Below are 24,157 nucleotides of genomic sequence, written 5' to 3' on the forward strand. Positions count from 1 at the left end.
TTCGCGCCCGATGAGTGATGGCCGCAAGTCTCCGCGCACGGTAACCAATCCCGGCACTCAGCCCCGGACTCCGAGCAGTCCGGGCACGCCTCGCACGCCGACGGACCCAGGCACCCTGCGGGTGATGTCGGCCGCGCGCACGGCGCCGCTCCAGAAGGGCAAGCAGGACGATGCCCTGGGCAAGCGGCTCGCGGGCGAGGCCTCCAACCAGGCCCTCAACGCGCTCTCCATCCTGAAGGAGTTCGCGGGGGACTTCCGGCAGCGGGATCGCTTCTTCAAGTACAAGGCCTCCATCATCGCCGGGTGGCTGGCGCTGACGGCGGCGAGCTTCGTCATCGCCTGCCCTGGCAGCTCCATGCAGACGGGTGACATGGACGCGCGGCTGGTGCTCAGCGACAAACTGGACCGGCCCTCCATCACCATCTGGAACGAGAGCAAGGAGGCGTGGAAGGACGTCACGCTCATCGTCAACGGCCAGTACCGCGCGGCCGTGCCGTCGGTGGGCGCCGGGGAGTTCATCACCATTACCCCCAAGCAGCTCATGGGGACCGGCGGCGCCGCGCCCGCGGACCTGCGCTTCGACACGCTGGAGATGCGCAGCAGCGACGACAGCGCGAACCTCACCGAGGATCTGCGCACCGAGTGGAAGCGCCTCCTCGGCCCGAAGTAGCGAGCCCTTCGGAGCCCCGCAAACACGAAGGGCGCCCTTCCACTTGGGAAGAGCGCCCTCTGCGTTTCCACCCGCCCCTCCTCGCGAAGGGGCGTGCGGAGGACGGCCTTACTCGGCCTTGGTCTCTTCGGCGGCAGGAGCCTCGGCGGCTGCGGCCTTCTTCTCGGGCCGGTCCACCAGCTCCAGGAGGGCCATCTCCGCGGCATCACCCCGGCGGAAGCCGAGGCGGATGATGCGGGTGTAGCCACCGGGACGGTTGGCGTAGCGGTCCTTGTACTCGCTGAAGACCTTCTGCAGCACGTCGCGGTCCTTCACGATCCGAGCCGCCAGACGCACGTTGGAGAGCCCACCGCGCTTGCCCAGCGTGATGATGCGCTCCGCCATCTTCCGGGCCTCCTTGGCCTTGGGAACGGTGGTGCGGATGGCCTGGTGCTCGAGCAGCGAGGTGACCATGTTGTTGAGCATCGCGAGCCGGTGGCTCGTGGTGCGGTGCAGCTTTCGTTGTCCGACCTTGTGACGCATCGTCGTGCTCCGGGTCCCCGTCAGGGGCCACCACTCCGGCCGTATCAGGTACCGGGTGGGAAGGGTGAGCCCGACACGGGGCTCACCACTGCTGGTCGGGTCCGGTCAACCGCCCTGGACCCCTTCCCTCCGCGCCGCGTACCGCCATGTCGCGGGCGCGCAAGGAAAGTACCACGAAGACTCTACGCCTTCGGCGCCGCCGGGGCCGGAGCCTGCTTCGGGGGCCAGTTCTCGAGCTTCATGCCGAGCGACAGGCCCATCTCCGCGAGGATCTCCTTGATCTCCTTCAGCGACTTGCGGCCGAAGTTCTTCGTCTTGAGCATCTCGGCCTCGGTGCGCTGCACCAGGTCGCCGATGGTCTTGATGTTCGCCTGCTGCAGGCAGTTGGCGGAACGCACCGACAGCTCCAGCTCGTCCACCGAGCGGAACAGGTTCTCGTTCAGCTTCGCCTCTTCCTTCGGCGCCTCGGCGATGACCGGCTCCTCCGTCTCGTCGAAGTTCACGAAGACGGTGAGCTGCTCCTTGATGATCTTCGCCGCGTACGCCACCGCGTCCTGCGGGGACACCGAGCCGTCCGTCCAGACCTCGAGCGACAGCTTGTCGAAGTCGGTGACCTGACCGACGCGCGCGTTGGTGACCTGGTAGTTCACCTTGCGGGTGGGCGAGAACAGCGAGTCGATGGGGATGGTGCCGATGGGCGCACCCACCACCTTGTTCGAGTTGGCCGGCACGTAGCCACGGCCGCGGCGGCACTGCAGCTCCATGCGGAGCTTGCCACCCTCGGAGATGGTGCAGATGTGGTGACCCGGGTTGAGGATCTCCACGTCGGCGTCGGTGATGAGGTCACCCGCCTTCACTTCCTTGGGCCCTTCCGCCTCGATGCGCAGCGTCTTCGGCTCGTTCGTGTGCATCCGAAGGAGGACTTCCTTCAGGTTCAGCACGACGTCCGTGACGTCCTCGGACACCTCGGGGATGGTGGTGAACTCGTGGTCCACGCCCTCGATCTTCACCGAGGTGATGGCCGCGCCCTGCAGCGACGACAGGAGCACCCGGCGCAGCGAGTTGCCCAGCGTGGTGCCGAAGCCACGCTCCAGCGGCTCCGCGATGAACTTCCCGTAGGTAGGGGTCAGGCTGTCCTGATCCACTTCCATGCGGCGCGGCTTGATGAGGTCACGCCAGTTCTTCGCAATGTACGTATCAGCCATGGTGTACGACTCCTCGAGACGTGCGCCACCACCGACCTACCCACCGGGACGGCGGGAGGATGGCCACGTAGGGGACTGCGGATAAAGCACGACGCCCCGGCCTCGTCGGCCAGGGCGTTGTTGAGTACCTCGTCCAGGCGCGAACCGCGGCCTGGCGCGGGGACTACTTGGAGTAGAGCTCCACGATGAGCTGCTCCTGGATGGGCATCGTCAGGTCCTCGCGGTTGGGGACCGTGCGAACCGTGCCCTTGAACGACTTCTTGTCCAGGTCGATCCACTGCGGAACGCCACGGCGGTCCACGGTCTCCAGCGCCTCGGAGATGCGCAGCACCTTGCGGCTCTTCTCCACCACCTCGACGGACGTGCCGGGCTTGATGGAGAACGAGGGGATGTTGACCTTGCGGCCGTTCACCTGGAAGTGGCCGTGGCGAACCAGCTGGCGCGCCTCGTTGCGGGTATCCGCGAAGCCCATGCGGAACACCACGTTGTCCAGGCGGAGCTCCAGCTGCTGCAGGAGATTCTCACCCGTCTTGCCCTTGGCGGCGGACGCGCGGTGGTAGTAGCCGCGGAACTGGTTCTCCAGCAGGCCGTACATGCGCTTGACCTTCTGCTTCTCGCGCAGCTGCACGCCGTAACCAGAGAACTTCACGCGGCCCTGGCCGTGCTGACCGGGGGGATACGGGCGGCGCTCGATGGCACACTTGTCCGTGTAGCAGCGGTCGCCCTTCAGGTACATCTTGAGGTTTTCGCGCCGGCAGATACGGCAAGCGCTCGCGGTGTAACGGGCCACAGACTTCTCCTTAAAGGTGATCTGGAGCCGCCCCCACGCTCGCGAGCGCGAAGGGCGGCCCGGACGAAGGGGTTAGACGCGGCGGCGCTTGGCCTGACGGCACCCGTTGTGCGGGATGGGCGTCACGTCGCGGATGAGGTTGATCTTCAGACCGGCGGCGGCCAGCGCGCGCAGCGCCGACTCACGGCCCGCGCCCGGACCCTTCACGAACACAGACACGTTCTTCAGCCCGTGCTCCATCGCCTTCGCCGCGGCATCGCCGGCGGCCACCTGGGCGGCGAACGGGGTGGACTTGCGGCTTCCCTTGAAGCCACGCGCCCCGGCCGAGGACCAGGAGATCACGTTCCCGGACACGTCCGTGATCGTGATGATGGTGTTGTTGAACGTGGACTGGATGTGCACCACGCCATTGAGAATGCTCTTCTTGCCCTTGCGCTTGGCCTTCTTCGCGGCAGGGGCCTCGCCCTCGGTGCCCGTAGGCGCCGCAGCCGAAGTATTGATCTCGTCAGCCATTTGAGTTGCTGCTCCTGAGAGGAGGTGATCGACGCCGGCACCTCACGGGCCGGCGCTGCGGTTTACCGAGCCGGAGCGGCAGGCTTCGCCCGGACGATGCCACGCTTCGGACCCTTGCGGGTACGCGCGTTGGTATGGGTGCGCTGGCCACGGACAGGCAGGCCCTTGCGGTGACGGAGACCCCGGTAGCAGCCCAGATCCATCAGACGCTTGATGTTCATCGTCACTTCACGCCGGAGGTCACCCTCGACCTTGTAGCTGGCCTCGATGATCTCACGGATCTTGCGAGCCTGGTCCTCGGTGAGGTCCTTGGTCCGGGTGGTGGGATCGATGCCCGCCGCCTCGATGATGTCTTGCGCGGACTTGTTGCCGATCCCGTAGATGTACTGGAGCGAGATCACGGCGCGCTTGTTGGGCGGCAGGTCGATGCCGGCGATACGAGCCATCTTCGGTCTTCCTTCTGGAGTGGAGTTGGTCTGAAGCCAACGGCCTGTCGGCCGTTAGCCCTGGCGCTGCTTGTGCCGGGGGTTGGAAGCGCAAATCACGCGCACGATGCCCTTGCGGCGAACAACCTTGCACTTGTCGCAGATCTTCTTGACGGACGCCCGAACCTTCATGGAGCGAACTTCCTTCCTTCGAACAGATGAAAAGTCATGAGGGGTCGCCACCCCAGTCCCAGGGCGGCGCCCTTTTCTACTTCGCCCGGTACGTGATCCGCCCGCGCGTCAGGTCGTACGGAGACAGCTCGACCTTCACCTTGTCTCCCGGGAGGATGCGGATGAAGTGCATCCTCATCTTACCCGAGATGTGCGCGAGCACCTTGTGGCCATTATCCAGCACCACGCGGAACATCGCATTGGGGAGGGGCTCCATCACCGTCCCCTCGACTTCGATGGAATCATCCTTCGGCAAGCGTCAAACCCTCTTCCCGGACCACGAACCTTCTGGAAGCGCGGCGGGATAGCACTTTGGTCCGCAAGTGGCAAGCGTCCCGCGCGGCAAAACTCGGATTCCTACCAACCCACCGTAACATCTTCGCATTTCACCCGCTGTCCCGGCTGCCTTCACGCCCCCCGGGTGAGCACTTCAGCTCCGCCATCCGTGATGAGGATGGTGTGCTCGAAATGGGCGGACAGCTTCCGGTCCGCCGTCACCGCCGTCCAGTCGTCGTCCAGGATCTCCACCTCGTGGGTGCCCTGGTTGACCATGGGCTCCACCGCGAGGACCATCCCCGCCCGGAGCTTCATTCCCGCCCCCGCCTGTCCGACGTTGGGCACGTGGGGGTGCTCGTGGAGCTTCCGGCCAATCCCATGGCCGGTGAAGTCCCGGACCACGGAGTACCCCCTGGCCTCCACGTGCCGCTGGACGGCATGCCCTATATCGCCCAGCCGGTTGCCCGGCTTCATCGCCTGGATGGCCTTCTGGAGCGATTCCCGCGTCGTGTCCAGCAACGACTGCGCCTCGGCGGACACCTTCCCCACTGGCACCGTCCTCGCCGCGTCCCCGAACCACCCCTTGTAGGACACCCCGAAGTCGAGCTTCATCAGGTCGCCCTCGGCCAGCTTCCGCCGCTTGCTGGGGATGCCGTGCACCACCTCGTCGTTGATGGAGGCGCACAGCACACACGGGAAGCCGAGGTAGCCCTTGAACGCCGGCCTGGCCCCCCGCTCCGCCGTCAGATTCTCCGCCAGCGCGTCCAGCTCCCAGGTGGTGACACCCGGGACCACGGCCTTCTCCAGCGCATCCAGCACGTCGGCAACGATGCGCCCGGCCTGGCGCATGAGGGCAATCTCCTCCCTCGATTTGATTCCCACCTGACTCATGGGCGGTCCGTGCGCGCCAACCGCGCACGGAGAACGGGTGGCAAGCCTCCGCGGGCGCCGCAAGCGCCTCGCATCCGCTCGCCAGCACGTCCGCACATCAAGCCTTGCCCTTGCCCGCGGCGCTCTTGATCTCCTCGTAGATGCCATCGGGGGAGCCCACGCCGTCCACGCTCGTGAGCACGCCCTTCTTCGCGTAGAAGGCCTTCAGGGGCGCCGTCTCCGCGTCGTACTTCTGCAGGCGCTTCTCGATGACGTCCGGCATGTCGTCGGGCCGCTGCACGAGCCCCGTGCCGCACTTGTCGCAGTACCCCGCGCGCTTCGGGGGGCTCTGGTCCACGTGGTAGACGCTGCCATCCACGGGACAGACACGCCGGCCGGAGCCACGCTCCACCAGCGTCTTGTGCGGCACCTCGAGCGATACGACCGCGTCGAGCTGCTTGCCCAGCCGCCCCAGCATCCTGTCCAGCGCGTCAGCCTGGCCCGGCGTGCGCGGGAAGCCATCCAGCACGAAGCCCTGGGCCACGTCCGACTGCTTCAAGCGCTCCTCGACGATACCGATGACGACTTCGTCCGGCACGTACTGGCCCGCCGCCATCAACGGACCCGCGACCTTCCCCAGCTCCGTCCCCTCCGCCACTGCCTTGCGGAGGATGTCACCGGTGGAGATCTGCGGGATGTGGAAGTCGGCGAAGAGCTTCTTCGCCTGCGTACCCTTCCCCGCGTTCGGCGGTCCCAACAGGATCAGGTTCATGTGCTCCTCTCAGCTCCCAAGGAAGGCACGGAAGTCGTCGGCCACGAAGCTTCCAAGCGCCCCCCGTGTGCACCACCGAATACCTTGAACGACTCCATCCCGGAACGACGAGGCGCCCCTCCCCACGACGGGGAGAGGCGCCCGGGACGTGAACGTCGTGACTCAGGCCGCCACGCGCACCCGGCCGCGGATGCGCGGGCCACGCGGCCCGGCGAAGCCCTCGTAGTTGCGGCTGATGAGGTGACCCTCGATCTGCTGCACCGTGTCCAGCGCCACGCCCACGACAATCAGCAGCGCGGTGCCGCCGAAGGTGAAGCGTACGTTGAGCAGGCCACTGATGACGGAGGGAATCACGCAGATGACCGCCAGGTACAGCGCGCCACCGAAGGTGAGCCGGTTCAGCACTCGCTCGATGAACTCCGCCGTCTGACGACCCGGGCGGATGCCCGGGATGTAGCCACCCTGCTTCTTGATGTTGTCCGCCACGTCATCCGGACGGAAGGTCAGTGCCGTGTAGAAGTAGGCGAAGAAGATGACCATCAGCACGAACAGGCCGTTGTAGATCCACAGGTTGCCTTCAATGGCGCGCTGCACGTCCTGCAGGAACGGGAACCACGTGCCCAGCGTGGCCGGGAACGACAGCACCGCGCCAGCGAAGATGGGCGGGATGACGCCCGCGGTGTTGACCTTCATCGGGAAGTACGTGGCCTGGCCCGCGAACATCCGGCGCCCCGCCATGCGCTTGGCGTACTGGATGGGGATGCGGCGCATGCCGCGCTCCACATAGACCACCGCCGCGATGATGAGGAGCATGAAGAACAGCAGCGCCAGGACCTCGGCCACCGCGATGACCTCCTGCCGCGTCAGGTCCAGCAGCGTCTTGGCGCCCGGGAGCACACCGGCGACGATGCCCGCGAAGATGATGAGGGAGATACCGTTGCCGATGCCGCGCTCGGTGATGCGCTCACCCAGCCACATGATGAAGGCCGTACCGGCCGTCAGGCTGATGACCGTCATGAAGGTGAACCAGACGCTGTCGTCCGGCACCACCACCTGGTTGAAGCCGCTCTGCCCCGCGTCCGAGCGCCCCAGGGACGCCAGCCACCGGGAGATGCCGATGCCCTGGATGACGGAGAGGACGATGGTGCCGTAGCGGGTGTACTGGTTGATCTTCTGCCGCCCCGCCGCGCCCTCCTTCTGCAGTCGCTCCAGACTGGGGATGACCACCGCCAGCAGCTGCATGATGATGGAGGCGCTGACGTAAGGCATGATGCCCAATCCGAAGATGGACATCTGCTCCAGCGCGCCGCCGGAGAAGAGGTTGAACAGCGACACCAGTCCGCCCGACTGCTTCTGGGCGTCCATGAAGGCGTTCATCGCAGCCCGGTCCACGCCTGGCGTATTGATGAAGATGCCGATGCGGTACACGGCCAGCAGGGCTAGCGTGTACGCGAGCCGGCTGCGCAGCTCCGCGATGCGGAAGACGTTGGCGAAGGCATTGAGAGCCACGGGGTAGCCATCCTCTTCGTGAGGGTTCTGCCAGGACGACAAAACGCCCCTGTTCCACGGACGGGAAAGGGGCGCAGAAGCCTACACAAGCGAAATGGCGCGCACCACCAGCAAGTGATGCGCGCCGGACATGCTCAAGCCTTGGGCTGCCGAGGGGCCTTGACGCCCTTGCCAGCATGGGCCTTCGCGGCCGCTTCGGGCTTGTGGGCCATCAGCGGAAGGACATCCACCGCGCCGCCAGCCTTCTCGACCGCCGACTTCGCGGCCTCGGAGGCCTTGTGGACCACGATGGTGACCTTCTTGGTCAGCGTGCCGTGTCCCAGCAGCTTCACGCCGTGGTAGCGACCCTTGACCAGACCGACCTTCTTCAGGGAGGCCTCATCCACCGTGGCGCCCGCGTCGAAGTGGGCATCCACGTCCGACAGGTTCACCACCGCGTACACCGTGCGGTTGGGGGAGTTGAAGCCAAACTTCGGAAGGCGGCGCTGCAGGGGGCTCTGACCGCCCTCGAAGCCCTCGAACCGCATGTTGCCGGAACGGGCCTTCTGACCCTTGCCACCACGGCCGGCCGTCTTGCCAAGGCCGGAACCCTGGCCGCGACCCACCCGCTTCTTGCGGTGCCACGAGCGCGAGGGACGCTTCAAATCGTGCAGAGTGCTCATTGTCTCAGTCCTCTCGTGCTCAGGCCTTGTTCTGCTTGGCCTGGTAGGCGCGCGCGCGATCCCGCAGGGCGATCTTGCGCGGCTTGCGGCGCTTCGGCGCCGGCGCCTCGGTGGTCACCGTCTCCAAGGAGACCAGGTGCTTCACCTTGAACGCCATCCCACGGATGGCAGGGGTGTCCTTGAGCAGGCGCTCTTGACCGAACTTCTTCAGACCCAGGCCACGGATGGTGGCCAGCATGTCCTCGGAAGCGCCCGCATAGCTCTTCGTCAGCTTCACCTTGAGCGCCATGACTAGCCCCTCTGCTCCCCGGCGAGCTTCGCCGACTCGACGTCCTTGCCACGAAGCCGCGACACCTGCGCCGCGCTCCGCAGCAGCTTCAGGCCAGCAACCGTGGCCTTCAGCACGTTGTGCGGATTCCGCGAACCCTGGCTCTTCGTCAGGATGTTGCGGATGCCCGCCGCCTCAAGAACCGCGCGCACAGCGCCACCGGCGATGACGCCCGTACCTTCGCTGGCCGGCTTCAACAGCACCCAGCCGGCGCCGAAGTGCCCGAGCACCTCGTGCGGAATCGTGTGCCCCATGAGCGGGACGCGGAAGAGGTTCTTCTTCGCGTTCTCGCCACCCTTGCGGATGGCCTCGGGGACCTCGTTGGCCTTGCCCAGGCCGACGCCCACGTGTCCCGCGCCGTCGCCCACCACCACCAGGGCGGCGAACGAGAACCGGCGGCCGCCCTTCACGACCTTGGCCACGCGGTTGATGTTCACCACGCGGTCGGTGAGGTCCAGATCGTTCGGATTGATCGGAGTTGCCACTTGGAAATCCTTTCGAAAGCTAGAACTTCAGCCCGGCCTCGCGCGCGGCGTCAGCCACGGCGGCGATGCGCCCGTGATAGGGGAAGCCGTTGCGGTCGAACACCACCGCCTCGACGTTGGCAGCCTTGCACTTCTGCGCGATCAGGGCACCGACCCGCTTCGCGTCCGCCTTCTTGTCGCCTTCGTCCTGGCCCTTCAGATCCTTGGACAGCGACGAGGCAAACGCGAGGGTCTTGCCGGTGGTGTCGTCCACCACCTGCGCGTAGATGTGCTTGAGGCTCTTGTAAACGGAAAGCCGCGGCCGCTCGGTGGTGCCCGAGAGCTTCTTGCGGATGCGGTTCTTCCTCTTGAGACGGGATTCGATCTTCGTCGGCATGGCTGCTTCCTTGTCCTTCCGGCGGCGATGCGGCCTTCCGCCGCCGGATGATGCCGTCGGACCCCACGGGCTCGACGGGATTGGGAACCCTCAGGACAGACGAAACGACTAGGTCGTTCCGGTCTTGCCCTCCTTACGGCGGATGCGCTCCTCGGAGTACTTGATTCCCTTGCCCTTGTACGGCTCGGGAGGACGCAGCGAGCGGATGTTCACCGCCGTCGCGCCAAGCGCTTCCTTGTCCGCCGAGCGGAGCGTCAGCCCCACGGTGGGCAGGCTGTCCTCGGTGCGGGCCGCCTTGTCCACTTCGGCCGTCACACCTTCCGGCAGGTTGAACACCACCGGGTGCGAGTAGCCCAACGAGAAGTGGATGGCCTTGCCCTTCACCTCGGCGCGGAAACCAACGCCGCGGATGTCCAGCTTCCGCTCGAAGCCGGTGGACACGCCCTTCGCCGCGTTCGCGAGGATGGTGCGGGTCAGGCCGTGCAGGCTGCGCGCCTCGCGAGAGTCATCCTCGCGCTGCACGTTGACCTGGCCGTCCTTGATCTCCACCTTGACCCGGGCGGGCAGCTTCACGGACAGCTTGCCCTTGGGGCCCTCGAAATTCACCTGCTGGCCGGCGACGATGGCCTTCGTCTTGTCGCCGAGCTTGATCGCCAGTTTTCCAATCCGACTCATGGTTGCCTCGGTCCTGTATGCCCGGGGCGCGCACTCTCACGAGGCGCGACCACCAGGCAGCTGGCTAGTAGACGGTGCAGAGCAGCTCGCCGCCCGCCTTCTGCTTGCGGGCCTCGGAGTCCACCAGGATGCCGCGGGACGTGGACAGGATGGAGATACCCATTCCACCCAGCACCTGCGGGATGTCACCCACGCCGCAGTAGCGGCGGAGGCCCGGCGTGGACACGCGGCGGATGCCGGTGATGGCGGGGCTGCGGTCGGGACCGTACTTGAGCTGCACGGTGATCTCGCTCTGGGGCGAGCCCTCGGGGGTCGCGACGGCGAACTCCCCGATGTAGCCCTCATCCTTGAGGACCTTGATGATCTCGAGCTTGAGCTTCGAGTGGGGAATGACGACCTTGTCGTGACGCGCGCGCGAAGCATTGCGCAGGCGGGTCAGCATGTCGCCAACAGGATCATTGACCGGCATGAGCTACCTTCCAAAGCAAGAGCCGTCATCGGGCATCTCGCGTTCGCGACCGCCGCGCCTGCCGGGCCCATCCCGGGGGTTCGCGCCGATCGCCACTGCTGAAGTTGAAAATCCATTCGAGCGAGCTCCTCACGGAGCACGCCCAGGGTGCCGATGAGCCCTTTCGAGCCCCTCAGCACCCTGCCCTTCCGGCTACCAGGACGACTTGGTCACGCCGGTGATCTCACCGCGCAGCGCACGGTTGCGCAGGCAGATACGGCACATCTTGAACTTGCGCAGGAAGGCGCGCGGCCGACCGCACAGCGGGCAGCGGTTGTACTGGCGCACGGCGAACTTCGGCTTGCGCTTCGCCTGGGCGATCTTGGAGAGCTTGGCCATTGTCTTGAGGTCCTTGGCTCGAGGGCTTACTGACGGAACGGCAGGCCGAAGTGACGCATCAGCGCCAACCCCTGCTCGTCGTTCGCGGCGGTGGTGACGAAGCTGATGTTGAGCCCCTTCACCTTCTCGATCTGGTCGTAGTTGATCTCAGGGAAGATGATCTGCTCGCGGACGCCGAGCGTGTAATTGCCCTTCCCATCGAAAGCCTTCGGGGACACGCCCTTGAAGTCACGCACGCGCGGCAGCGCCACGGTGATGAGGCGGTCCATGAACTCATACATGCGGGTGCCACGCAGCGTCACGGCGGCACCGATGGCCTGGCCCTGGCGCAGCTTGAAGTTCGCGATGGACTTGCGAGCGCGCGTGACGATGGGCTTCTGACCCGTGATCGCCGCGAGCTGGTCCACCGCCGACTCCAGGATCTTGTTGTTGGCGAGCGCCTCGCCCAGACCCATGTTGACGACGATCTTCTGGAGACGCGGAACCTCCATCGGGTTCTTGAGGCCCAGCTCCTTCATCAGGGCGGGCACCCCTTCCTTGCGGAAGCGCTCCTTCATGCGGGCCGGCTTGCTCTCGAGGCCTTCCTCGATGTTCGCCGCGAAGCCAACCTTCTTGGCCTCTTCCTTCTTGCCCCGCTTCGCCTTCTTTTCCTTCTGGTCCGGCTTCTTCTCGTCAGCCATCGTCGTATCCTCTGCTTCGGGGCGCCGTTGTGGACCCAGCGCGTCCGATCAGTCCTTCATCTGGAAACTGAAAACACCTCGAGGGCCCCGGAACAACCCAGGCCCTCGTTGCCTGCACGCCCCCCTACCCGCCCACCAGGGCGGACAGAAGGGCGCGCATAGATGCCCCAACAGGGACTCCTAGTCAATCAGCGCGTCGCAGTTCTTGCAGAACCGCTGGAGCTTCTCGCCTTCGGTCTTGACCCCCACGCGGGTCGGCTTGTCGCACTTGGCGCACACGACCTGGACATTCGCCAGGGCGATGGTGCCGGGCTTCTCGACAATCCCACCTTCGGGGTTCTGGGGCGTCTTCTTCTGATGACGCTTGACCAGGCGCAGACCTTCCACGGTCACGCGGCCGGCCTCCCGGTCGATCTTCAGCACCTTGCCGCGCTTCGTCGCGGGACTCTTCTCGGAGGCTTCGGCCCCGGCCATGACCTGGACCGTGTCTCCCACTTTCATCTTCTGCATGGCTTCCTCGTCTCTCTGGCTGCTCGCCGTCCGGCCTGCGGTCCTCTCAGAGGACTTCGGGCGCCAGCGAGATGATCTTCATGAACTTGCGGGCGCGGAGCTCACGGGCCACCGGCCCGAAGATGCGCGTACCAATGGGCTCCATGTCCTTGTTGATGAGGACCGCGGAGTTGCCATCGAACTTGATGAAGCTGCCGTCGGCCCGACCCACCTCGCGCTTGGTGCGGACGATGACGGCCTTGGCCACGTCACCCTTCTTCACCTTCGAGTTGGGCAGCGCCTCGCGGATCGACACGACGATGACGTCGCCGATGGACGCGTACTTGCGCTTCGAACCACCGAGCACCTTGATGCAGAACACCTTCTTCGCGCCCGAGTTGTCCGCCACGTCGAGCACGCTCGTCATCTGAATCATCTGGGAATCTCCTATCGCCGGTGACTCCACCACACCGCCTCACGGCCGCGCAGGTGGAGGTGCGTGCTAGACGTTCTTGCTCTTCTCCAGCACCTCGACCACACGCCAGCGCTTGTCCTTCGAGGCAGGCTTGGTCTCGGCGATCCGGACCCGATCACCCTCGTTGATGGTGATCTTCTTCGGATAGTCGTGGTCTTCCACGTGCGCCTTGTACTTCTCGCGCAGGCTCATGATCTTCCCGTACTTCGGGTGGGGAGCCCGGCGCTGGACGGTGACCACGACCGTCTTCTGCATCTTGTTGGAGGTGACGATACCCACGCGCGTCTTCGGACGGCCGCGGGTGGAGGTCTCTGCCGTGGGCGCTTCAGTCGTTTCAGCCATCTTCGTTCTCACTGTCTCTCATGCACCCGGGCGCTCTCGCTTCCCGGATGGCCGTACGCACCCGCGTTGAGCGAGCGCGCTTGGAGGAATCGCGACGGGGCCCTTAAGCCTTCGCCGCCTTCTTCTTCTCGCCAAGAACCGCCAGCACACGGGCCAGGTCACGCCGGTGCAGGGTCCGCTCCGCCGGGCTGTCCAGCGAGCCGGTCCGCCGCTTGAGCTGGTCCTGGAACAGCGTCTCACGCAGTTCCGTCGCCCGCCGCTGCAGGTCGTCCGCCGACAGCTCTCTCAGTTCCTTCGCAGTCGCCATTGCTATCTCCACATGCGTGCGGGAGCCCACCCGAAGGCGGCTCCCGCCGCGGTGCCTAGAGGCTCAGGTCCGTGCGCGTCACGATACGCGTGAGCACCGGCAGCTTCGCCTGCGCCAGCTTCAGCGCCCCCGTGGCCACCTCGGTCGTCATCCCCTCCATCTCGTAGAGGATGCGGCCGGGCTTCACCACCGCGACGTAGTACTCCACGCCACCCTTACCGGTACCCATTCGGGTCTCGGCGGGCTTCTTGGTGATGGGCTTGTCCGGGAAGATTCGGATCCAGATCTTGCCGCCGCGCTTCACGTGGCGGGTCATCGCGATACGAGCCGCCTCGATCTGCCGGGACGTAATCCATCCCGGCTGCAGGCTCATCAGGCCGAACTCACCGTAGGTCAAGTCGCTGCCACGGTGCGCGGCGCCAGGCGTGCGGCCCTTGTGCATCTTGCGGTACTTCGTACGTGCAGGCTGAAGCATCGTCGCTGTCCTTCACTGCCCTGCCCCGGGCGCCCTCTCTCGAGAGCGCCCAAAGCGGGAGGGCTCTTAGCGGTTGGAAGGCATGGGGGCGGCGCCGCCCTTGCCCGGGAGAACCTCGCCCTTGCAGACCCAGACCTTGCAGCCGATCTTGCCGTAGGTCGTCTTGGCCTCGGCGAAGCCATAGTCGATGTCCGCGCGGAGGGTGTGCAGGGGCACGCGGCCCTCGCGGTACCACTCGTAGCGAGCCATCTCGGCGCCACCCAGGCGGCCCGAGCAGGCCACGCGGATGCCCTTGGCTCCGAACTTCATCGCCGTCTGAAGCGCCTTCTTCATGGCGCGACGGAACGCGATGCGACGCTCGAGCTGCGTGGCGATGTTCTCCGCCACCAGCTGCGCGTCGGTCTCCGCCTTGCGGACCTCGACGATGTTGAGGAAGACCTCGTTCTTCGTGAACTGCTGGAGGTCCTTCTTCACCGTCTCGATGCCCGCGCCGCGCTTGCCGATGACGATACCCGGACGCGCGGTGTGGACGTTGACCTTCACCTTGTTGGCTGCGCGCTCGATCTCCACCTTGGACACGCCCGCGTGGTTCAGCGACTTCTTCACGAACTCGCGGATGCGGATGTCTTCATGGAGCCACTGCGCGTAGTTCTTGTGCTCGAACCACTTGGAGTCCCAGGTCTTGATGACGCCAAGCCGGAACCCGATCGGATGAACTTTCTGTCCCAACGTGAATCTCCTTGAACGTCCGGGCTGGGCCCGACGGGTCCTACTTCTTGGCCTCGGCCAGCACCACATGGACGTGGGCGGTCTTCTTCTTGATCGGGGTGGCCCGACCCATGGCGCGCGGCATGAACCGGCGCTGGGTAGGACCCTGGTCCACCGAGATGGTCTTGACGTAGAGCGTGTCCACGTCGACCTGACCCTTGGACAGGTCCGTCGCGTTGGCCACGGCGCTCTTGATGAGCTTCTCCACCGGCAAGGCCGCGGCGCGCTTGGTGAACTTCAGGATGTTGAGGGCAGCCTCGACGGGCTTGCCCCGGATGAGCGCCGCAACGAGGGACAGCTTGCGGGGGCTCATGCGCAGAAAACGCAGATGTGCAGTCGACTCCATGGTCATCTCCTCAGGCTCTCAGGCAATGCACCAGGCTACTTGCCCGGGGCCTTGGCGACCTTCTTCTCCGCCGAGTGTCCACCGAACGTACGCGTCGGGGCGAACTCGCCGAGCTTGTGGCCCACCATGTTCTCCGTGACGAACACCGGGATGAACTTCTTCCCGTTGTGCACCGCGAAGGTGTGACCCACGAACTCCGGAAGGATGGTGGAGCGGCGGGACCACGTCTTCACGACAGTCTTCTTGTTCGTCTTGATCATGTCCTCGATCTTCTTGACGAGGAAGTCGTCGACGAACGGACCCTTCTTGATCGAACGAGCCATGGCTTGCGAATCCTCTTACTGGCTGCGCGCGCCCTGGCGGCGGCCGCTCACGATGAACTTGTCGGTACGCTTGTTGGTGCGCGTGGTCAGACCCTTGGTCTTCTTGCCCCACGGCGACACCGGGTGCGGGTTACCCTGACCGGACTTACCCTCACCACCACCGTGCGGGTGATCCACGGGGTTCATCGCGAGACCACGAACCGTCGGGCGGATGCCCAGCCAGCGGCTCTTACCCGCCTTACCAACGCGGATGATCTCGTGCTCGATGTTGCCCACCTGGCCCACGGTGGCACGGCACTCGATGAGGACCATGCGGACGGTTCCGGAAGGCATACGCACCTGCGCGTAGCGGCCCTCCTTCGCCATCAGCTGTCCGGAGGTTCCCGCGGAGCGGATGACCTGGGCGCCACGGCCCGGCTTCAGCTCCACGTTGTGGATGATGGTACCCACCGGGATGTTCTGCAGCGGCAGGGAGTTGCCCGGACGGATGTCGGCGGTCTCGCCGGCGAACACCGTGTCGCCCACATTCAGACCCACCGGGGCCAGGATGTAGCGCTTCTCACCGTCCGCGTACGTCAGCAGGGCGATGTTGGCGGTGCGGTTCGGGTCGTACTCCACCGCGGTGACCTTGGCCGGCACGCCGTCCTTGTCACGACGCTTGAAGTCGATGACGCGGTAGCGGCGCTTGTGACCACCACCCTGGTGACGCCGGGTGATGTGTCCGTGCACGTTGCGGCCACCCGAGCGCTTGAGCGGCTCGGTCAGCTTCTTCTCGGGCGCGTCCTTGGTGATGTCCGCGAAATCGGACACCGTCATGTGACGACGGGCGGCGCTTGTCGGCTTGTACTTCTTGATGCCCATGGTGTGTTCCTCAGGCTGACCTCAACGCCGTAGCGTCAGGCCGCCCCTCCCTCGAAGAGTTCGATCGAGTCGCCTTCCTTGAGGGTGACGACCGCCTTCTTGAAGTTGGGCCGCTTGCCGATGCTCCGACCCACGCGCTTGATCTTGCCGCGGACGACGTTCGTGTTGACGCCCTCGACCGTGACCTTGAACAGCGTCGCCACAGCGCGAGCCACGTCGTGCTTGGTGGCCTTGCGGTCGACGATGAACGAGTACTGACGGAACTTCTCGCGGGCCTTGTCCAGCTTCTCGGTGATGAGCGGGCCCTTGATGACGTCGTTGAGATTCATGAGAGCGCCCCCTCGAGGGTCTTCGCGGCCGCGGAGGTGAGCACGAGGTGCGAGTGCTTCAGAACAGCCTCGAGGTTGAGACCCTCGGGAGGAAGCACGTCGAACTTCGCCAGGTTCCGCACGCTGCGGTGCAGGTTGGTGTTGCTCTTCTCGTCCACCACCAGGGCGTTCTGCAGCTTCAGGCGCTTGGTGAGCGCCTCGAAGGCCTGCTTGCTCTTGGGGGCGTCCAGGGAGAACCCGCTCAGGATGATGAGCGTCTTCTCCTTGGCGCGCAGGGACAGCGCCGACTTCAGCGCGCCGCGACGCACCTTGCGGGGCGGGCGGTAGAAGTAGTCGCGAGCCTTGGGGGCCATCGCCTTGCCGCCGCCCACCCAGTGGGAAGCGCGGATGGAACCCTGGCGGGCGCGGCCGGTGCCCTTCTGCTTCCAGGGCTTCTTGCCGCCGCCGCTGACCAGCGAGGTGTTCTTCACCCCCACCGTGCCGCGACGCCGGTTGATCTGCTGCATCTTCGCGACCTCGTAAAAGAGGTGCGCGTTCGGCTCAGCGCCGAAGATGTCGTCGGAGAGCTCAATCTCCGACACCTTCTTCAAATCGAGGTCGACAACGTCAAACTTCGCCATGGCACTTTCCTCGCGGGGGTCGGAGTGAAACCACTCGGACGCCCACCCGCTTCCTAGGACTTGATCTCGACGTCAACGCCGGCCGACAGATCCAGCTTCATGAGCGCATCCAGCGTCTGCTGCGTGGGCTCGAGAATATCGAGCAGGCGCTTGTGCGTGCGGATCTCGAACTGCTCGCGGCTCTTCTTGTCCACGTGCGGCGAACGCAGCACCGTGAACTTGTTGATGCGCGTAGGAAGGGGGATCGGACCGGCCACCTTCGCGCCCGTGCGCTTGGCCGTCTCGACGATCTCACCCGCGCTCTGGTCCAGGAGCTTCGAGTCGTATGCCTTCAGCCGGATGCGGATCTTCTGTGTCGCCATTCGCAAGAACCTCTTAGAACGAACTTTGTGCCAACGCCCCGGGAGGCGCTACGACCGACGTCCCCTGGTTGTCACAGAGCCGTTTCTTCAGAACGAAGGGGCGCGGTGATTACCATCCCGCCCCGGTGTATGCAACTGGATTTCCTCCGGCTCCCTGGAAATTCCCCGAGGGGATGTCCATGGGAGCCGGGAGGAGGCCTGCTACTCGATCACTTCCGCCACGACGCCGGCGCCCACCGTGCGGCCACCCTCGCGAACAGCGAAGCGCAGCTCCTTGTCCATCGCCACCGGGGTGATGAGCTCCACCTCGATCGCGATGTTGTCGCCCGGCATCACCATTTCCACGTTATCGGGCAGCTTCACCGTTCCCGTCACGTCCGTCGTGCGGAAGTAGAACTGGGGACGGTAGCCCTTGAAGAACGGGGTGTGGCGACCACCCTCTTCCTTCGACAGCACGTAGATCTGCGCCTTGAACTTGGTGTGCGGCTTGATGCTGCCCGGCTTGGCCAACACCTGCCCGCGCTCCATGTCCTCGCGCTTCAGACCACGCACCAGCGCGCCGATGTTGTCTCCCGCCCGGCCCTCGTCCAGCAGCTTGCGGAACATCTCCACGCCCGTGACGACGGTCTTCTGCGTGTCACGCAGACCGACGACTTCGACTTCTTCACCCACCTTGATGATGCCACGCTCGACGCGACCCGTCGCCACCGTTCCACGGCCGGCGATGGAGAACACGTCTTCCACCGGCATCAGGAACGGCTTGTCCGTCGCGCGCTGCGGCGTCGGGATGTAGCTGTCCACCGCCTCCATCAGCTTCAGGATGGCGCCCTCGCCGACCTCGCTCGTGTCACCCTCGAGCGCCTTCATCGCGGAGCCAGGGACGATGGGAATCGAATCGCCCGGGAAGTCGTACTTCTTCAGCAGGTCCCGGACTTCCATCTCCACGAGCTCGCGCAGCTCGGGGTCGTCCAGCAGGTCGACCTTGTTCAGGAAGACCACGATATACGGGACACCGACCTGGCGCGCCAGCAGGATGTGCTCACGCGTCTGGGGCATCGGGCCGTCCGCGGCCGAGACGACGAGAATCGCGCCGTCCATCTGCGCCGCGCCCGTGATCATGTTCTTCACGTAGTCGGCGTGACCCGGGCAATCCACGTGAGCGTAGTGGCGGTTCTTCGTCTGGTACTCCACGTGCGCCGTGGAGATGGTGATGCCGCGCTCACGCTCTTCCGGCGCCTTGTCGATCTGGTCGTACGCCAGGAACGTGGCGCCGCCGGTCTTGGCCAGCACCTTCGTGATGGCCGCCGTCAGCGACGTCTTGCCGTGGTCCACGTGTCCGATCGTGCCGATGTTCACGTGGGGCTTGTTACGCTCGAACTTTTCCTTGGCCATGACAACTCCTCAACCGGGGCTGAGCCGGTCAACCACCCGGCGCGTCTCGAATCCCGCAAAACTCACTGCGAAGGTGCTGCGTCCTGCTCCAAACCCGCCACAACGTCAACTGAAATCGCCCGCAGAGCCGTCCGGCGGCCGTCAGTACCGGTTCAGCGCCGTCTTGGGCGCCGGCGCGTAGTGACTGAACTGCATCGTGTACGTCGCCCTTCCCTGGCTGCGGCTGCGCAGGTCCGTTGAGTACCCGAACATGGCGGCCAGGGGGACCTGCGCCTGGATGGCCTGCAGCCGACCTGGACGAGGCGTCATGCCCATCACCTTGCCGCGCCGGCCGTTGAGGTCGCCAATCACGTCGCCCATGAAGTCGTCGGGCGTGACGATTTCACAGCTCATGATGGGCTCGAGCAGCACCGGGTTGGCCGCGCGCACCGCGTCCTTGAACGCCAGGGAGCCGGCGATCTTGAACGCCATCTCGCTGGAGTCCACGTCGTGCATGGAGCCGTCGTAGGCCTCCACCTTCACGTCCACCATGGGGTAGCCCGCCACCGGGCCGTTCTGCAGGGCCTCGGCGACGCCGTCGCGGACCGCGTCCACGAACTCCTTGGTCACCGCGCCGCCCGTCACCTTGCTCTCGAAGGCGAAGCCCTTGCCGGGCTCATTGGGCATCACCCGCAGCCAGATGTGGCCGTACTGGCCCCGACCGCCCGTCTGACGGATGAACTTCCCCTCGGACTCCGTCTGGGTGGTGATGGTCTCCCGGTACGCCACCTGCGGCTTGCCGATGTTCGCGTCGACCTTGAACTCGCGCAGGAGCCGGTCGACGATGATCTCCAGGTGCAGCTCGCCCATGCCGGCGATGATGGTCTGCCCCGTCTCCTCGTTCGACTTCACGCGGAACGACGGGTCCTCCATCGCCAGGCGCTGGAGTGACTGGATGATCTTGTCCTGGTCCGCCGTGGACTTCGGCTCGATCGCGATGTCGATGACCGGCTCGGGGAACTCCATCCGCTCCAGGATGATGGGCTGCTTGTCATCGCAGAGCGTGTCGCCCGTGCTCGCCAGCTTCAGGCCCACCACCGCGCAGATGTCACCGGCGTAGCACTCGGTCAGCTCGTCCTTCTTGTCGGCGCGCATCTGCACCAGGCGGCTGACGCGCTCGCGCTTGCCCTTCACCGAGTTCCACACCGCCGTCCCCGCCTCCAGCTTCCCGGAGTACACGCGAAGGAAGGTCAGCGTCTGCGACTGGAACGCCGGGTCGTTCATGATCTTGAACGCGAGCGCGCTGAACGGCGCGTCGTCCCGCGTCTCGCGGATGGCGTCCTCGCCCTTGGGCGTCTTGCCGTGCACCGGGGGGATGTCCAGCGGGCTGGGCAGGTAGTCGATGACGGCGTCCAGCAGCGGCTGCACGCCCTTGTGGCGGAACGCCGAGCCGCAGAACACCGGGAACAGCTTCAGCGCCACACAGCCCTTGCGGATGGCCGAGCGGACCTCCTGCTCGGTCAGCTCATGGCCCTCCAGGAACTTCTCCGTCAGCGCGTCGTCCTGCTCCGCCGCGGCCTCGAGCAGCTCCGCGCGCGCCGCCTCGGCCTGCTCGCGGTAGTCCTCCGGAATCTCCTCGATTTCGTAGCGGCTGCCCTGCTCCGAGTCGACGAACACCAGGGCCTTCATCGTCAGCAGGTCGATGACGCCGCGGTGCTTGTCCTCGGCGCCCAGCGGCAGTTGCATCCGCACCGCTCGCGCGCCGAGCTTCTCGCGGATGGTGCCCACCGACATCTCGAAGTCCGCGCCCACGCGGTCCATCTTGTTGATGAAGCAGATGCGGGGGACCTTGTACTTGTCCGCCTGGCGCCAGACCGTCTCCGACTGCGGCTCCACGCCGTTCACCGCGTCGAACACGGTGATGGCCCCGTCCAACACGCGCAGCGAGCGCTCCACCTCGATGGTGAAGTCCACGTGCCCCGGGGTGTCGATGATGTTCACGCGGTAGCGATGCTCACCGCGACTCCAGAAGGCGGTGATGGCGGCCGACGTGATCGTGATGCCGCGCTCGCGCTCCTGGACCATCCAGTCCGTGGTGGTGTTCCCCTCGTGCACCTCGCCCATCCTGTGGATGGCGCCGGTGTAGAAGAGGATCCGCTCGGTGGTGGTCGTCTTGCCGGCATCGATGTGCGCCATGATGCCGATGTTGCGGTAGCGCTCCAGGGGATGCTCGCGAGCCATTGCGTCGGTACCTCTCCATGAGGGCGGGAGGGCACAGGGCCCCGTCTCACGTACCCACCCGGACGATTTCAGAGAACCTGCTTCACCTAAAGAAACCGCCCGGATGCAGACTCTGCATCCGGGCGGGATACCGCGAGGCCGAAAGACCTACCAGCGGTAGTGCGCGAAGGCCTTGTTGGCCTCCGCCATCTTGTGCGTGTCCTCACGCTTCTTCACCGCGTTGCCGCGGTTGTTGGCGGCGTCCATGATCTCGCCGGCCAACTTCTCCTGCATGGTCTTCTCGCCACGCGCCTTGGAGTACGTGATGATCCAACGCATTCCGAGGGCGACGCGACGGTCCTGACGGACCTCGACAGGCACCTGGTAGGTGGCGCCACCGACGCGGCGGCTCTTGACCTCCAGCACCGGCTTGACGTTGTCGAGGGCCTTCTTGAACGTCTTGAGGGGGTCCTCCTTCGCGCGCTCTTCGATGAGGGCGAAGGCTCCGTAGCAAACGCCTTCCGCGATGGACTTCTTGCCCTTCCGCATCAGGTCGTTGACGAACTTGGTGACGAGCCGGTCCTGGAACTTCGGGTCCGGAAGAATCTTGCGCTTGGCGACTACGCGACGGCGAGGCATCTCTTCTCTCTTCCCTTACGCCCCACTCTCCTTGGAGAGCCGATGAAACCGGGGCTTCTTGAACTGCTGAAGGAAAACAACCAGGACGCTCCCCAGGGTGCGGGGCACAACGTCCAAACTCTTGAACAACGAAGGTGGTCTGCTCTCAGCTCGGGCGCTTCGCGCCGTACTTGGAGCGGCTCTGCTTGCGGCCCGCCACGCCCACGGAGTCGAGCGTTCCACGAACGATGTGGTAGCGCACACCCGGGAGGTCCTTCACACGACCACCGCGGATCATCACCACCGAGTGCTCCTGGAGGTTATGGCCCACGCCGGGGATGTAGGACGTCACTTCGATTCCGTTGGTCAGACGAACACGCGCCACCTTGCGGAGGGCCGAGTTCGGCTTCTTCGGAGTCGTGGTGTACACGCGGGTGCAAACTCCGCGCTTCTGGGGGCACTCCTTGAGCGCGGGGCTCTTGCCCTTGATGTTCAGCTTCTCGCGGCCCTTGCGGACCAGCTGGCTAATGGTCGGCACTGATACCTCTTCCTCGGGTTGGCCTCCCCCCAACGACACGGGGCGGCGCATATCTACCTACAGACTACTGAAAAGGGCCGCGAGTATAGGGACCGACCCCACCGTGTCAAGCACGGCATGACGCAGACCCGAACAGGTCAGCGCCAGCGAGGTCATTCCCAGTGACTCGACAACCCAGGGTGTAACAGGTCGCTCCTCTACTCCGCGTGCACTCAGAAGTCGAGGACCATCACCACGGCGTCCTCGCCCTCGTCCGCGTAGTAGTTCGGCCGGATGCCCACCGGACGGAAGCCGAAGTCGCGGTAGAGCTGGATGGCCGCCTCGTTGCTCTTGCGGACCTCCAGCGTGGCCAGGCTGCACCGCCGCCCCCTCCCCCGCTCCAGCACCTCCTCCATCACCGCCCGCGCCACGCCCCGCCGACGATGCTGGGGGGCGGTGGCCACGTTGAGGACGTGCACCTCGTCGTGGACGATCCAGAAGATGGCCAGCCCCAGGAGCAACGGTGGCCCGGCATCCTGGGACTCCTCCACCAGCAGGATGGTGGACCACTCGTGCTGGAGCTCGCGCTTGAGCAGCTCCTGCGACCACGGATTCTTGAAGGCGGACTGCTCCAGGATCATCACCGCGGCCAGGTCGTCCACCGTCATCTGGCGGATCAGGAAGCCATGGGGCGCGCGCGGCTCTCCATCCTCCCTCAGCCGCCTCATCGCTTCGCCTCCCGCGTGAAAGGCGCCACCCGCCGCACCTGCGCCGAGGCCCGCACCTGCGCCAGCTCCTCCACCGCCAGCGCCGCATAGCGCTCACGGAAGAGCTTGTCGCGGATGACGTCTCGCACCGTCTCGTAGTCCGTGGGGTAGTCCGCCGCGTGCTGCTCGTAGAAGCGGCGGATCTCCGTCTCGCCCACCTGCGCCCGCAGCCGGATGCGGCTGTCCAGGACGCGCTCGGCCCGAAGCCCGCGCGCCAGGATGGCCTTGAGCCCCTCCAGCGTCACGTCGTTGCGCGCCAGGAACCGCTCCAGGGGGGCGGGGCCGCCAATTCGGGAACGGAACGCCTCCACCCTCGCCTCCACCTCCGAGGGCTCCGCGGGGAAGGCCTGGAGCCGGTCGGCATTGAGGACCTGGACCCGCTGGTTGATGACCAGCTCCAGGGCTCCTCGGAGGGTCTCCTCGTCAAGAGGGGCCCCGAGCGCCTGGATGCCGCCCCGCTGGACGAGGGCCACCCGGGCCTCGAACTCCAGCTCGCTCAACGACAGGACCCGGCCTTCAATGATGGCGACGACCCGGTCGACCACCCGCCTGGAGGCCTCCGTGGGGGCGCCCTGGGCCCACGACTGGGACACCGGCAGCACCAGGAGCCAGCCCGCCAACCACAAGGTTCCCGCTCGGCGCGGCGCTGCCATGGCCTCCCTCATCTTTCGGCGACTTTATACATCGCAGACCAGCCGAACAGTCCTCGCTGGCGCACTCCCACCGACTGGTTACTTTCAGTTGCGTACACCCCGGCGGGAACAAATGGCGGACGACTACTACCAGATCCTCGGCGTTGATCGGACGGCCTCGGAGGAGGCCATCAAGAAGTCGTACCGGAAGCTCGCGCGCAAGTACCACCCCGACGTCAACCCCAACAACAAGGCCTCCGAGGAGAAGTTCAAGCAGCTCGGCAATGCCTTCGAAGTGCTGTCGGACCCGAAGAAGCGCAAGCTCTACGACGAGTTCGGCGAGGACGCGGAGAAGATCGGCTTCGACGAGAAGAAGGCGGAGGCCTATCGCCAGTACCGCGCCGCCGCCTCCAGGGGCGGAGCAGGCGGCATCCCCTACGGGGGCGAGGACTTCGACCTGGGCGACCTCTTCAACGACCTCTTCGGAGGACGCCGGGGA

The 24,157-nt window shown here is 65.6% G+C and carries 38 protein-coding genes; 2 read left to right on the forward strand and 36 right to left on the reverse strand.

Features of this window, described 5'->3' with window-relative positions; all coding sequences use genetic code 11:
* Positions 1-124: 124 nt before the first annotated feature.
* Positions 125-670 (forward strand): hypothetical protein, encoded by a 546-nt coding sequence (locus HUW62_RS17250; protein ID WP_255203482.1) that lies wholly within the window; start codon positions 125-127, stop codon positions 668-670.
* A 108-nt stretch (positions 671-778) separates the two neighbouring features.
* Here the strand turns inward: HUW62_RS17250 and rplQ are convergent, their stop codons facing one another.
* The 36 genes from rplQ to HUW62_RS17430 all read right to left on the reverse strand — a co-directional run bounded on the left by rplQ (position 779) and on the right by HUW62_RS17430 (position 23,679).
* Complete coding sequence (gene rplQ, locus HUW62_RS17255) at positions 779-1,192, reverse strand: 50S ribosomal protein L17 (RefSeq protein ID WP_163870412.1); 414 nt, start codon at positions 1,190-1,192, stop codon at positions 779-781.
* 182 nt (positions 1,193-1,374) lie between these two features.
* Positions 1,375-2,397, reverse strand: coding sequence for a DNA-directed RNA polymerase subunit alpha (locus tag HUW62_RS17260; protein ID WP_163870411.1), 1,023 nt, complete (start codon positions 2,395-2,397; stop codon positions 1,375-1,377).
* Between the two features lie 163 nt (positions 2,398-2,560).
* Positions 2,561-3,187, reverse strand: coding sequence for a 30S ribosomal protein S4 (gene rpsD, locus HUW62_RS17265; RefSeq protein WP_141644010.1), 627 nt, complete (start codon positions 3,185-3,187; stop codon positions 2,561-2,563).
* Positions 3,188-3,259: 72 nt separating this feature from the next.
* Entirely contained in the window at positions 3,260-3,700 is a 441-nt protein-coding gene (gene rpsK / locus HUW62_RS17270) for a 30S ribosomal protein S11 (protein ID WP_163870410.1), read from the reverse strand.
* A gap of 62 nt (positions 3,701-3,762) precedes the next feature.
* Entirely contained in the window at positions 3,763-4,146 is a 384-nt protein-coding gene (rpsM, locus tag HUW62_RS17275; RefSeq protein ID WP_141644008.1) for a 30S ribosomal protein S13, read from the reverse strand.
* Between the two features lie 54 nt (positions 4,147-4,200).
* Positions 4,201-4,317, reverse strand: coding sequence for a 50S ribosomal protein L36 (rpmJ, locus tag HUW62_RS17280; RefSeq protein WP_002633586.1), 117 nt, complete (start codon positions 4,315-4,317; stop codon positions 4,201-4,203).
* 76 nt (positions 4,318-4,393) lie between these two features.
* A complete protein-coding gene (infA, locus tag HUW62_RS17285; protein WP_002614803.1) occupies positions 4,394-4,612 on the reverse strand; it encodes a translation initiation factor IF-1 in 219 nt (72 codons plus the stop codon).
* Between the two features lie 152 nt (positions 4,613-4,764).
* Positions 4,765-5,523, reverse strand: coding sequence for a type I methionyl aminopeptidase (gene map / locus HUW62_RS17290; RefSeq protein WP_163870409.1), 759 nt, complete (start codon positions 5,521-5,523; stop codon positions 4,765-4,767).
* A gap of 97 nt (positions 5,524-5,620) precedes the next feature.
* Positions 5,621-6,274, reverse strand: coding sequence for an adenylate kinase (locus HUW62_RS17295; RefSeq protein ID WP_163870408.1), 654 nt, complete (start codon positions 6,272-6,274; stop codon positions 5,621-5,623).
* Positions 6,275-6,436: 162 nt separating this feature from the next.
* Entirely contained in the window at positions 6,437-7,783 is a 1,347-nt protein-coding gene (gene secY / locus HUW62_RS17300; RefSeq protein ID WP_163870407.1) for a preprotein translocase subunit SecY, read from the reverse strand.
* A gap of 134 nt (positions 7,784-7,917) precedes the next feature.
* Positions 7,918-8,445 carry a 50S ribosomal protein L15 gene (rplO, locus tag HUW62_RS17305; RefSeq protein WP_163870406.1) on the reverse strand — a complete coding sequence of 176 codons (528 nt, stop codon included), beginning with the start codon at positions 8,443-8,445 and terminating at the stop codon, positions 7,918-7,920.
* Positions 8,446-8,464: 19 nt separating this feature from the next.
* Positions 8,465-8,734: a 50S ribosomal protein L30 gene (gene rpmD, locus HUW62_RS17310; protein WP_163870405.1), complete on the reverse strand. Its 270-nt coding sequence runs from the start codon at positions 8,732-8,734 to the stop codon at positions 8,465-8,467.
* Between the two features lie 2 nt (positions 8,735-8,736).
* Positions 8,737-9,258, reverse strand: coding sequence for a 30S ribosomal protein S5 (gene rpsE, locus HUW62_RS17315; protein WP_046714290.1), 522 nt, complete (start codon positions 9,256-9,258; stop codon positions 8,737-8,739).
* A gap of 19 nt (positions 9,259-9,277) precedes the next feature.
* Complete coding sequence (rplR, locus tag HUW62_RS17320; RefSeq protein WP_163870404.1) at positions 9,278-9,634, reverse strand: 50S ribosomal protein L18; 357 nt, start codon at positions 9,632-9,634, stop codon at positions 9,278-9,280.
* Between the two features lie 108 nt (positions 9,635-9,742).
* Positions 9,743-10,309, reverse strand: a complete 567-nt coding sequence (rplF, locus tag HUW62_RS17325) for a 50S ribosomal protein L6 (protein ID WP_163870403.1) — start codon at positions 10,307-10,309, stop codon at positions 9,743-9,745.
* A gap of 64 nt (positions 10,310-10,373) precedes the next feature.
* Positions 10,374-10,778, reverse strand: a complete 405-nt coding sequence (gene rpsH, locus HUW62_RS17330) for a 30S ribosomal protein S8 (protein WP_163870402.1) — start codon at positions 10,776-10,778, stop codon at positions 10,374-10,376.
* A gap of 192 nt (positions 10,779-10,970) precedes the next feature.
* Positions 10,971-11,156 (reverse strand): type Z 30S ribosomal protein S14, encoded by a 186-nt coding sequence (locus HUW62_RS17335; RefSeq protein ID WP_015350175.1) that lies wholly within the window; start codon positions 11,154-11,156, stop codon positions 10,971-10,973.
* Between the two features lie 26 nt (positions 11,157-11,182).
* Entirely contained in the window at positions 11,183-11,713 is a 531-nt protein-coding gene (gene rplE / locus HUW62_RS17340; RefSeq protein ID WP_174459338.1) for a 50S ribosomal protein L5, read from the reverse strand.
* A gap of 303 nt (positions 11,714-12,016) precedes the next feature.
* Positions 12,017-12,346, reverse strand: a complete 330-nt coding sequence (rplX, locus tag HUW62_RS17345; protein ID WP_141643998.1) for a 50S ribosomal protein L24 — start codon at positions 12,344-12,346, stop codon at positions 12,017-12,019.
* A 46-nt stretch (positions 12,347-12,392) separates the two neighbouring features.
* Complete coding sequence (gene rplN / locus HUW62_RS17350) at positions 12,393-12,761, reverse strand: 50S ribosomal protein L14 (protein ID WP_163870400.1); 369 nt, start codon at positions 12,759-12,761, stop codon at positions 12,393-12,395.
* Positions 12,762-12,827: 66 nt separating this feature from the next.
* Complete coding sequence (rpsQ, locus tag HUW62_RS17355) at positions 12,828-13,154, reverse strand: 30S ribosomal protein S17 (protein ID WP_176435071.1); 327 nt, start codon at positions 13,152-13,154, stop codon at positions 12,828-12,830.
* 91 nt (positions 13,155-13,245) lie between these two features.
* The gene (rpmC, locus tag HUW62_RS17360; protein ID WP_174459337.1) at positions 13,246-13,461 is read right to left on the reverse strand and encodes a 50S ribosomal protein L29; all 216 of its coding nucleotides are present in this window, start codon (positions 13,459-13,461) and stop codon (positions 13,246-13,248) included.
* A 43-nt stretch (positions 13,462-13,504) separates the two neighbouring features.
* A complete protein-coding gene (rplP, locus tag HUW62_RS17365; RefSeq protein ID WP_141643995.1) occupies positions 13,505-13,924 on the reverse strand; it encodes a 50S ribosomal protein L16 in 420 nt (139 codons plus the stop codon).
* 66 nt (positions 13,925-13,990) lie between these two features.
* Positions 13,991-14,653: a 30S ribosomal protein S3 gene (rpsC, locus tag HUW62_RS17370; protein ID WP_163870399.1), complete on the reverse strand. Its 663-nt coding sequence runs from the start codon at positions 14,651-14,653 to the stop codon at positions 13,991-13,993.
* A gap of 40 nt (positions 14,654-14,693) precedes the next feature.
* Complete coding sequence (rplV, locus tag HUW62_RS17375; protein ID WP_163870398.1) at positions 14,694-15,038, reverse strand: 50S ribosomal protein L22; 345 nt, start codon at positions 15,036-15,038, stop codon at positions 14,694-14,696.
* A 35-nt stretch (positions 15,039-15,073) separates the two neighbouring features.
* On the reverse strand, positions 15,074-15,361 hold the full coding sequence (rpsS, locus tag HUW62_RS17380; protein WP_046714300.1) for a 30S ribosomal protein S19: 288 nt from the start codon (positions 15,359-15,361) through the stop codon (positions 15,074-15,076).
* A 15-nt stretch (positions 15,362-15,376) separates the two neighbouring features.
* Positions 15,377-16,222: a 50S ribosomal protein L2 gene (rplB, locus tag HUW62_RS17385; RefSeq protein ID WP_163870397.1), complete on the reverse strand. Its 846-nt coding sequence runs from the start codon at positions 16,220-16,222 to the stop codon at positions 15,377-15,379.
* 35 nt (positions 16,223-16,257) lie between these two features.
* On the reverse strand, positions 16,258-16,551 hold the full coding sequence (locus HUW62_RS17390; RefSeq protein WP_163870396.1) for a 50S ribosomal protein L23: 294 nt from the start codon (positions 16,549-16,551) through the stop codon (positions 16,258-16,260).
* The gene (rplD, locus tag HUW62_RS17395) at positions 16,548-17,171 is read right to left on the reverse strand and encodes a 50S ribosomal protein L4 (protein ID WP_141643991.1); all 624 of its coding nucleotides are present in this window, start codon (positions 17,169-17,171) and stop codon (positions 16,548-16,550) included. Before rplD ends, HUW62_RS17390 begins: the two co-directional genes overlap by 4 nt.
* 53 nt (positions 17,172-17,224) lie before the next feature.
* Positions 17,225-17,533 (reverse strand): 30S ribosomal protein S10, encoded by a 309-nt coding sequence (gene rpsJ, locus HUW62_RS17400; protein ID WP_002633608.1) that lies wholly within the window; start codon positions 17,531-17,533, stop codon positions 17,225-17,227.
* Between the two features lie 201 nt (positions 17,534-17,734).
* Complete coding sequence (gene tuf, locus HUW62_RS17405) at positions 17,735-18,925, reverse strand: elongation factor Tu (protein WP_176435072.1); 1,191 nt, start codon at positions 18,923-18,925, stop codon at positions 17,735-17,737.
* A 141-nt stretch (positions 18,926-19,066) separates the two neighbouring features.
* Positions 19,067-21,145 carry an elongation factor G gene (gene fusA, locus HUW62_RS17410; protein WP_176435073.1) on the reverse strand — a complete coding sequence of 693 codons (2,079 nt, stop codon included), beginning with the start codon at positions 21,143-21,145 and terminating at the stop codon, positions 19,067-19,069.
* Positions 21,146-21,292: 147 nt separating this feature from the next.
* Positions 21,293-21,763: a 30S ribosomal protein S7 gene (gene rpsG / locus HUW62_RS17415; RefSeq protein WP_011553340.1), complete on the reverse strand. Its 471-nt coding sequence runs from the start codon at positions 21,761-21,763 to the stop codon at positions 21,293-21,295.
* Between the two features lie 145 nt (positions 21,764-21,908).
* Positions 21,909-22,280: a 30S ribosomal protein S12 gene (rpsL, locus tag HUW62_RS17420; protein WP_043408969.1), complete on the reverse strand. Its 372-nt coding sequence runs from the start codon at positions 22,278-22,280 to the stop codon at positions 21,909-21,911.
* A gap of 212 nt (positions 22,281-22,492) precedes the next feature.
* Positions 22,493-22,987, reverse strand: coding sequence for a ribosomal protein S18-alanine N-acetyltransferase (rimI, locus tag HUW62_RS17425; protein ID WP_163870517.1), 495 nt, complete (start codon positions 22,985-22,987; stop codon positions 22,493-22,495).
* Positions 22,984-23,679 carry a hypothetical protein gene (locus HUW62_RS17430; protein WP_176435074.1) on the reverse strand — a complete coding sequence of 232 codons (696 nt, stop codon included), beginning with the start codon at positions 23,677-23,679 and terminating at the stop codon, positions 22,984-22,986. The genes rimI and HUW62_RS17430 overlap by 4 nt, the downstream gene beginning before the upstream one ends.
* A gap of 112 nt (positions 23,680-23,791) precedes the next feature.
* Between HUW62_RS17430 and HUW62_RS17435 the strand changes: the two genes are divergently transcribed.
* A partial coding sequence (locus tag HUW62_RS17435; RefSeq protein ID WP_176435075.1) for a DnaJ domain-containing protein occupies positions 23,792-24,157 on the forward strand: 366 nt, incomplete at its 3' end.

Source organism: Myxococcus sp. AM011 (assembly GCF_013372595.1).
Classification (GTDB): Bacteria; Myxococcota; Myxococcia; order Myxococcales; family Myxococcaceae; genus Myxococcus; species Myxococcus eversor.

Bases quoted from the DNA above. Each gene is read 5' to 3' on its own strand.
- rpsS (WP_046714300.1), bottom strand. From the start codon at position 15,361: ATGGCTCGTTCGATCAAGAAGGGTCCGTTCGTCGACGACTTCCTCGTC.
- HUW62_RS17390 (WP_163870396.1), bottom strand. From the start codon at position 16,551: ATGAATCTCAACGACGTCATCAAGGGCCCGCTCATCACCGAGAAGCTG.
- HUW62_RS17335 (WP_015350175.1), bottom strand. From the start codon at position 11,156: ATGGCCAAGCTCTCCAAGATCGCCCAGGCGAAGCGCAAGCCGAAGTTC.
- rplF (WP_163870403.1), bottom strand. From the start codon at position 10,309: ATGAGTCGGATTGGAAAACTGGCGATCAAGCTCGGCGACAAGACGAAG.
- rplX (WP_141643998.1), bottom strand. From the start codon at position 12,346: ATGCAGAAGATGAAAGTGGGAGACACGGTCCAGGTCATGGCCGGGGCC.
- rplR (WP_163870404.1), bottom strand. From the start codon at position 9,634: ATGCCGACGAAGATCGAATCCCGTCTCAAGAGGAAGAACCGCATCCGC.
- rpsM (WP_141644008.1), bottom strand. From the start codon at position 4,146: ATGGCTCGTATCGCCGGCATCGACCTGCCGCCCAACAAGCGCGCCGTG.
- fusA (WP_176435073.1), bottom strand. From the start codon at position 21,145: ATGGCTCGCGAGCATCCCCTGGAGCGCTACCGCAACATCGGCATCATG.
- rplN (WP_163870400.1), bottom strand. From the start codon at position 12,761: ATGATTCAGATGACGAGCGTGCTCGACGTGGCGGACAACTCGGGCGCG.
- HUW62_RS17430 (WP_176435074.1), bottom strand. From the start codon at position 23,679: ATGGCAGCGCCGCGCCGAGCGGGAACCTTGTGGTTGGCGGGCTGGCTC.
- rpsJ (WP_002633608.1), bottom strand. From the start codon at position 17,533: ATGGCGACACAGAAGATCCGCATCCGGCTGAAGGCATACGACTCGAAG.
- rplP (WP_141643995.1), bottom strand. From the start codon at position 13,924: ATGCTTCAGCCTGCACGTACGAAGTACCGCAAGATGCACAAGGGCCGC.
- rpsG (WP_011553340.1), bottom strand. From the start codon at position 21,763: ATGCCTCGCCGTCGCGTAGTCGCCAAGCGCAAGATTCTTCCGGACCCG.
- HUW62_RS17295 (WP_163870408.1), bottom strand. From the start codon at position 6,274: ATGAACCTGATCCTGTTGGGACCGCCGAACGCGGGGAAGGGTACGCAG.
- rplB (WP_163870397.1), bottom strand. From the start codon at position 16,222: ATGGGCATCAAGAAGTACAAGCCGACAAGCGCCGCCCGTCGTCACATG.
- rpsK (WP_163870410.1), bottom strand. From the start codon at position 3,700: ATGGCTGACGAGATCAATACTTCGGCTGCGGCGCCTACGGGCACCGAG.
- HUW62_RS17250 (WP_255203482.1), top strand. From the start codon at position 125: ATGTCGGCCGCGCGCACGGCGCCGCTCCAGAAGGGCAAGCAGGACGAT.
- rplO (WP_163870406.1), bottom strand. From the start codon at position 8,445: ATGAGCACTCTGCACGATTTGAAGCGTCCCTCGCGCTCGTGGCACCGC.
- rpmD (WP_163870405.1), bottom strand. From the start codon at position 8,734: ATGGCGCTCAAGGTGAAGCTGACGAAGAGCTATGCGGGCGCTTCCGAG.
- rplD (WP_141643991.1), bottom strand. From the start codon at position 17,171: ATGGCGAAGTTTGACGTTGTCGACCTCGATTTGAAGAAGGTGTCGGAG.
- rpsH (WP_163870402.1), bottom strand. From the start codon at position 10,778: ATGCCGGTCAATGATCCTGTTGGCGACATGCTGACCCGCCTGCGCAAT.
- rimI (WP_163870517.1), bottom strand. From the start codon at position 22,987: ATGAGGCGGCTGAGGGAGGATGGAGAGCCGCGCGCGCCCCATGGCTTC.
- tuf (WP_176435072.1), bottom strand. From the start codon at position 18,925: ATGGCCAAGGAAAAGTTCGAGCGTAACAAGCCCCACGTGAACATCGGC.
- rplE (WP_174459338.1), bottom strand. From the start codon at position 11,713: ATGAAGGAGCGCTTCCGCAAGGAAGGGGTGCCCGCCCTGATGAAGGAG.
- map (WP_163870409.1), bottom strand. From the start codon at position 5,523: ATGAGTCAGGTGGGAATCAAATCGAGGGAGGAGATTGCCCTCATGCGC.
- HUW62_RS17260 (WP_163870411.1), bottom strand. From the start codon at position 2,397: ATGGCTGATACGTACATTGCGAAGAACTGGCGTGACCTCATCAAGCCG.
- rplQ (WP_163870412.1), bottom strand. From the start codon at position 1,192: ATGCGTCACAAGGTCGGACAACGAAAGCTGCACCGCACCACGAGCCAC.
- rpmJ (WP_002633586.1), bottom strand. From the start codon at position 4,317: ATGAAGGTTCGGGCGTCCGTCAAGAAGATCTGCGACAAGTGCAAGGTT.
- rplV (WP_163870398.1), bottom strand. From the start codon at position 15,038: ATGGAGTCGACTGCACATCTGCGTTTTCTGCGCATGAGCCCCCGCAAG.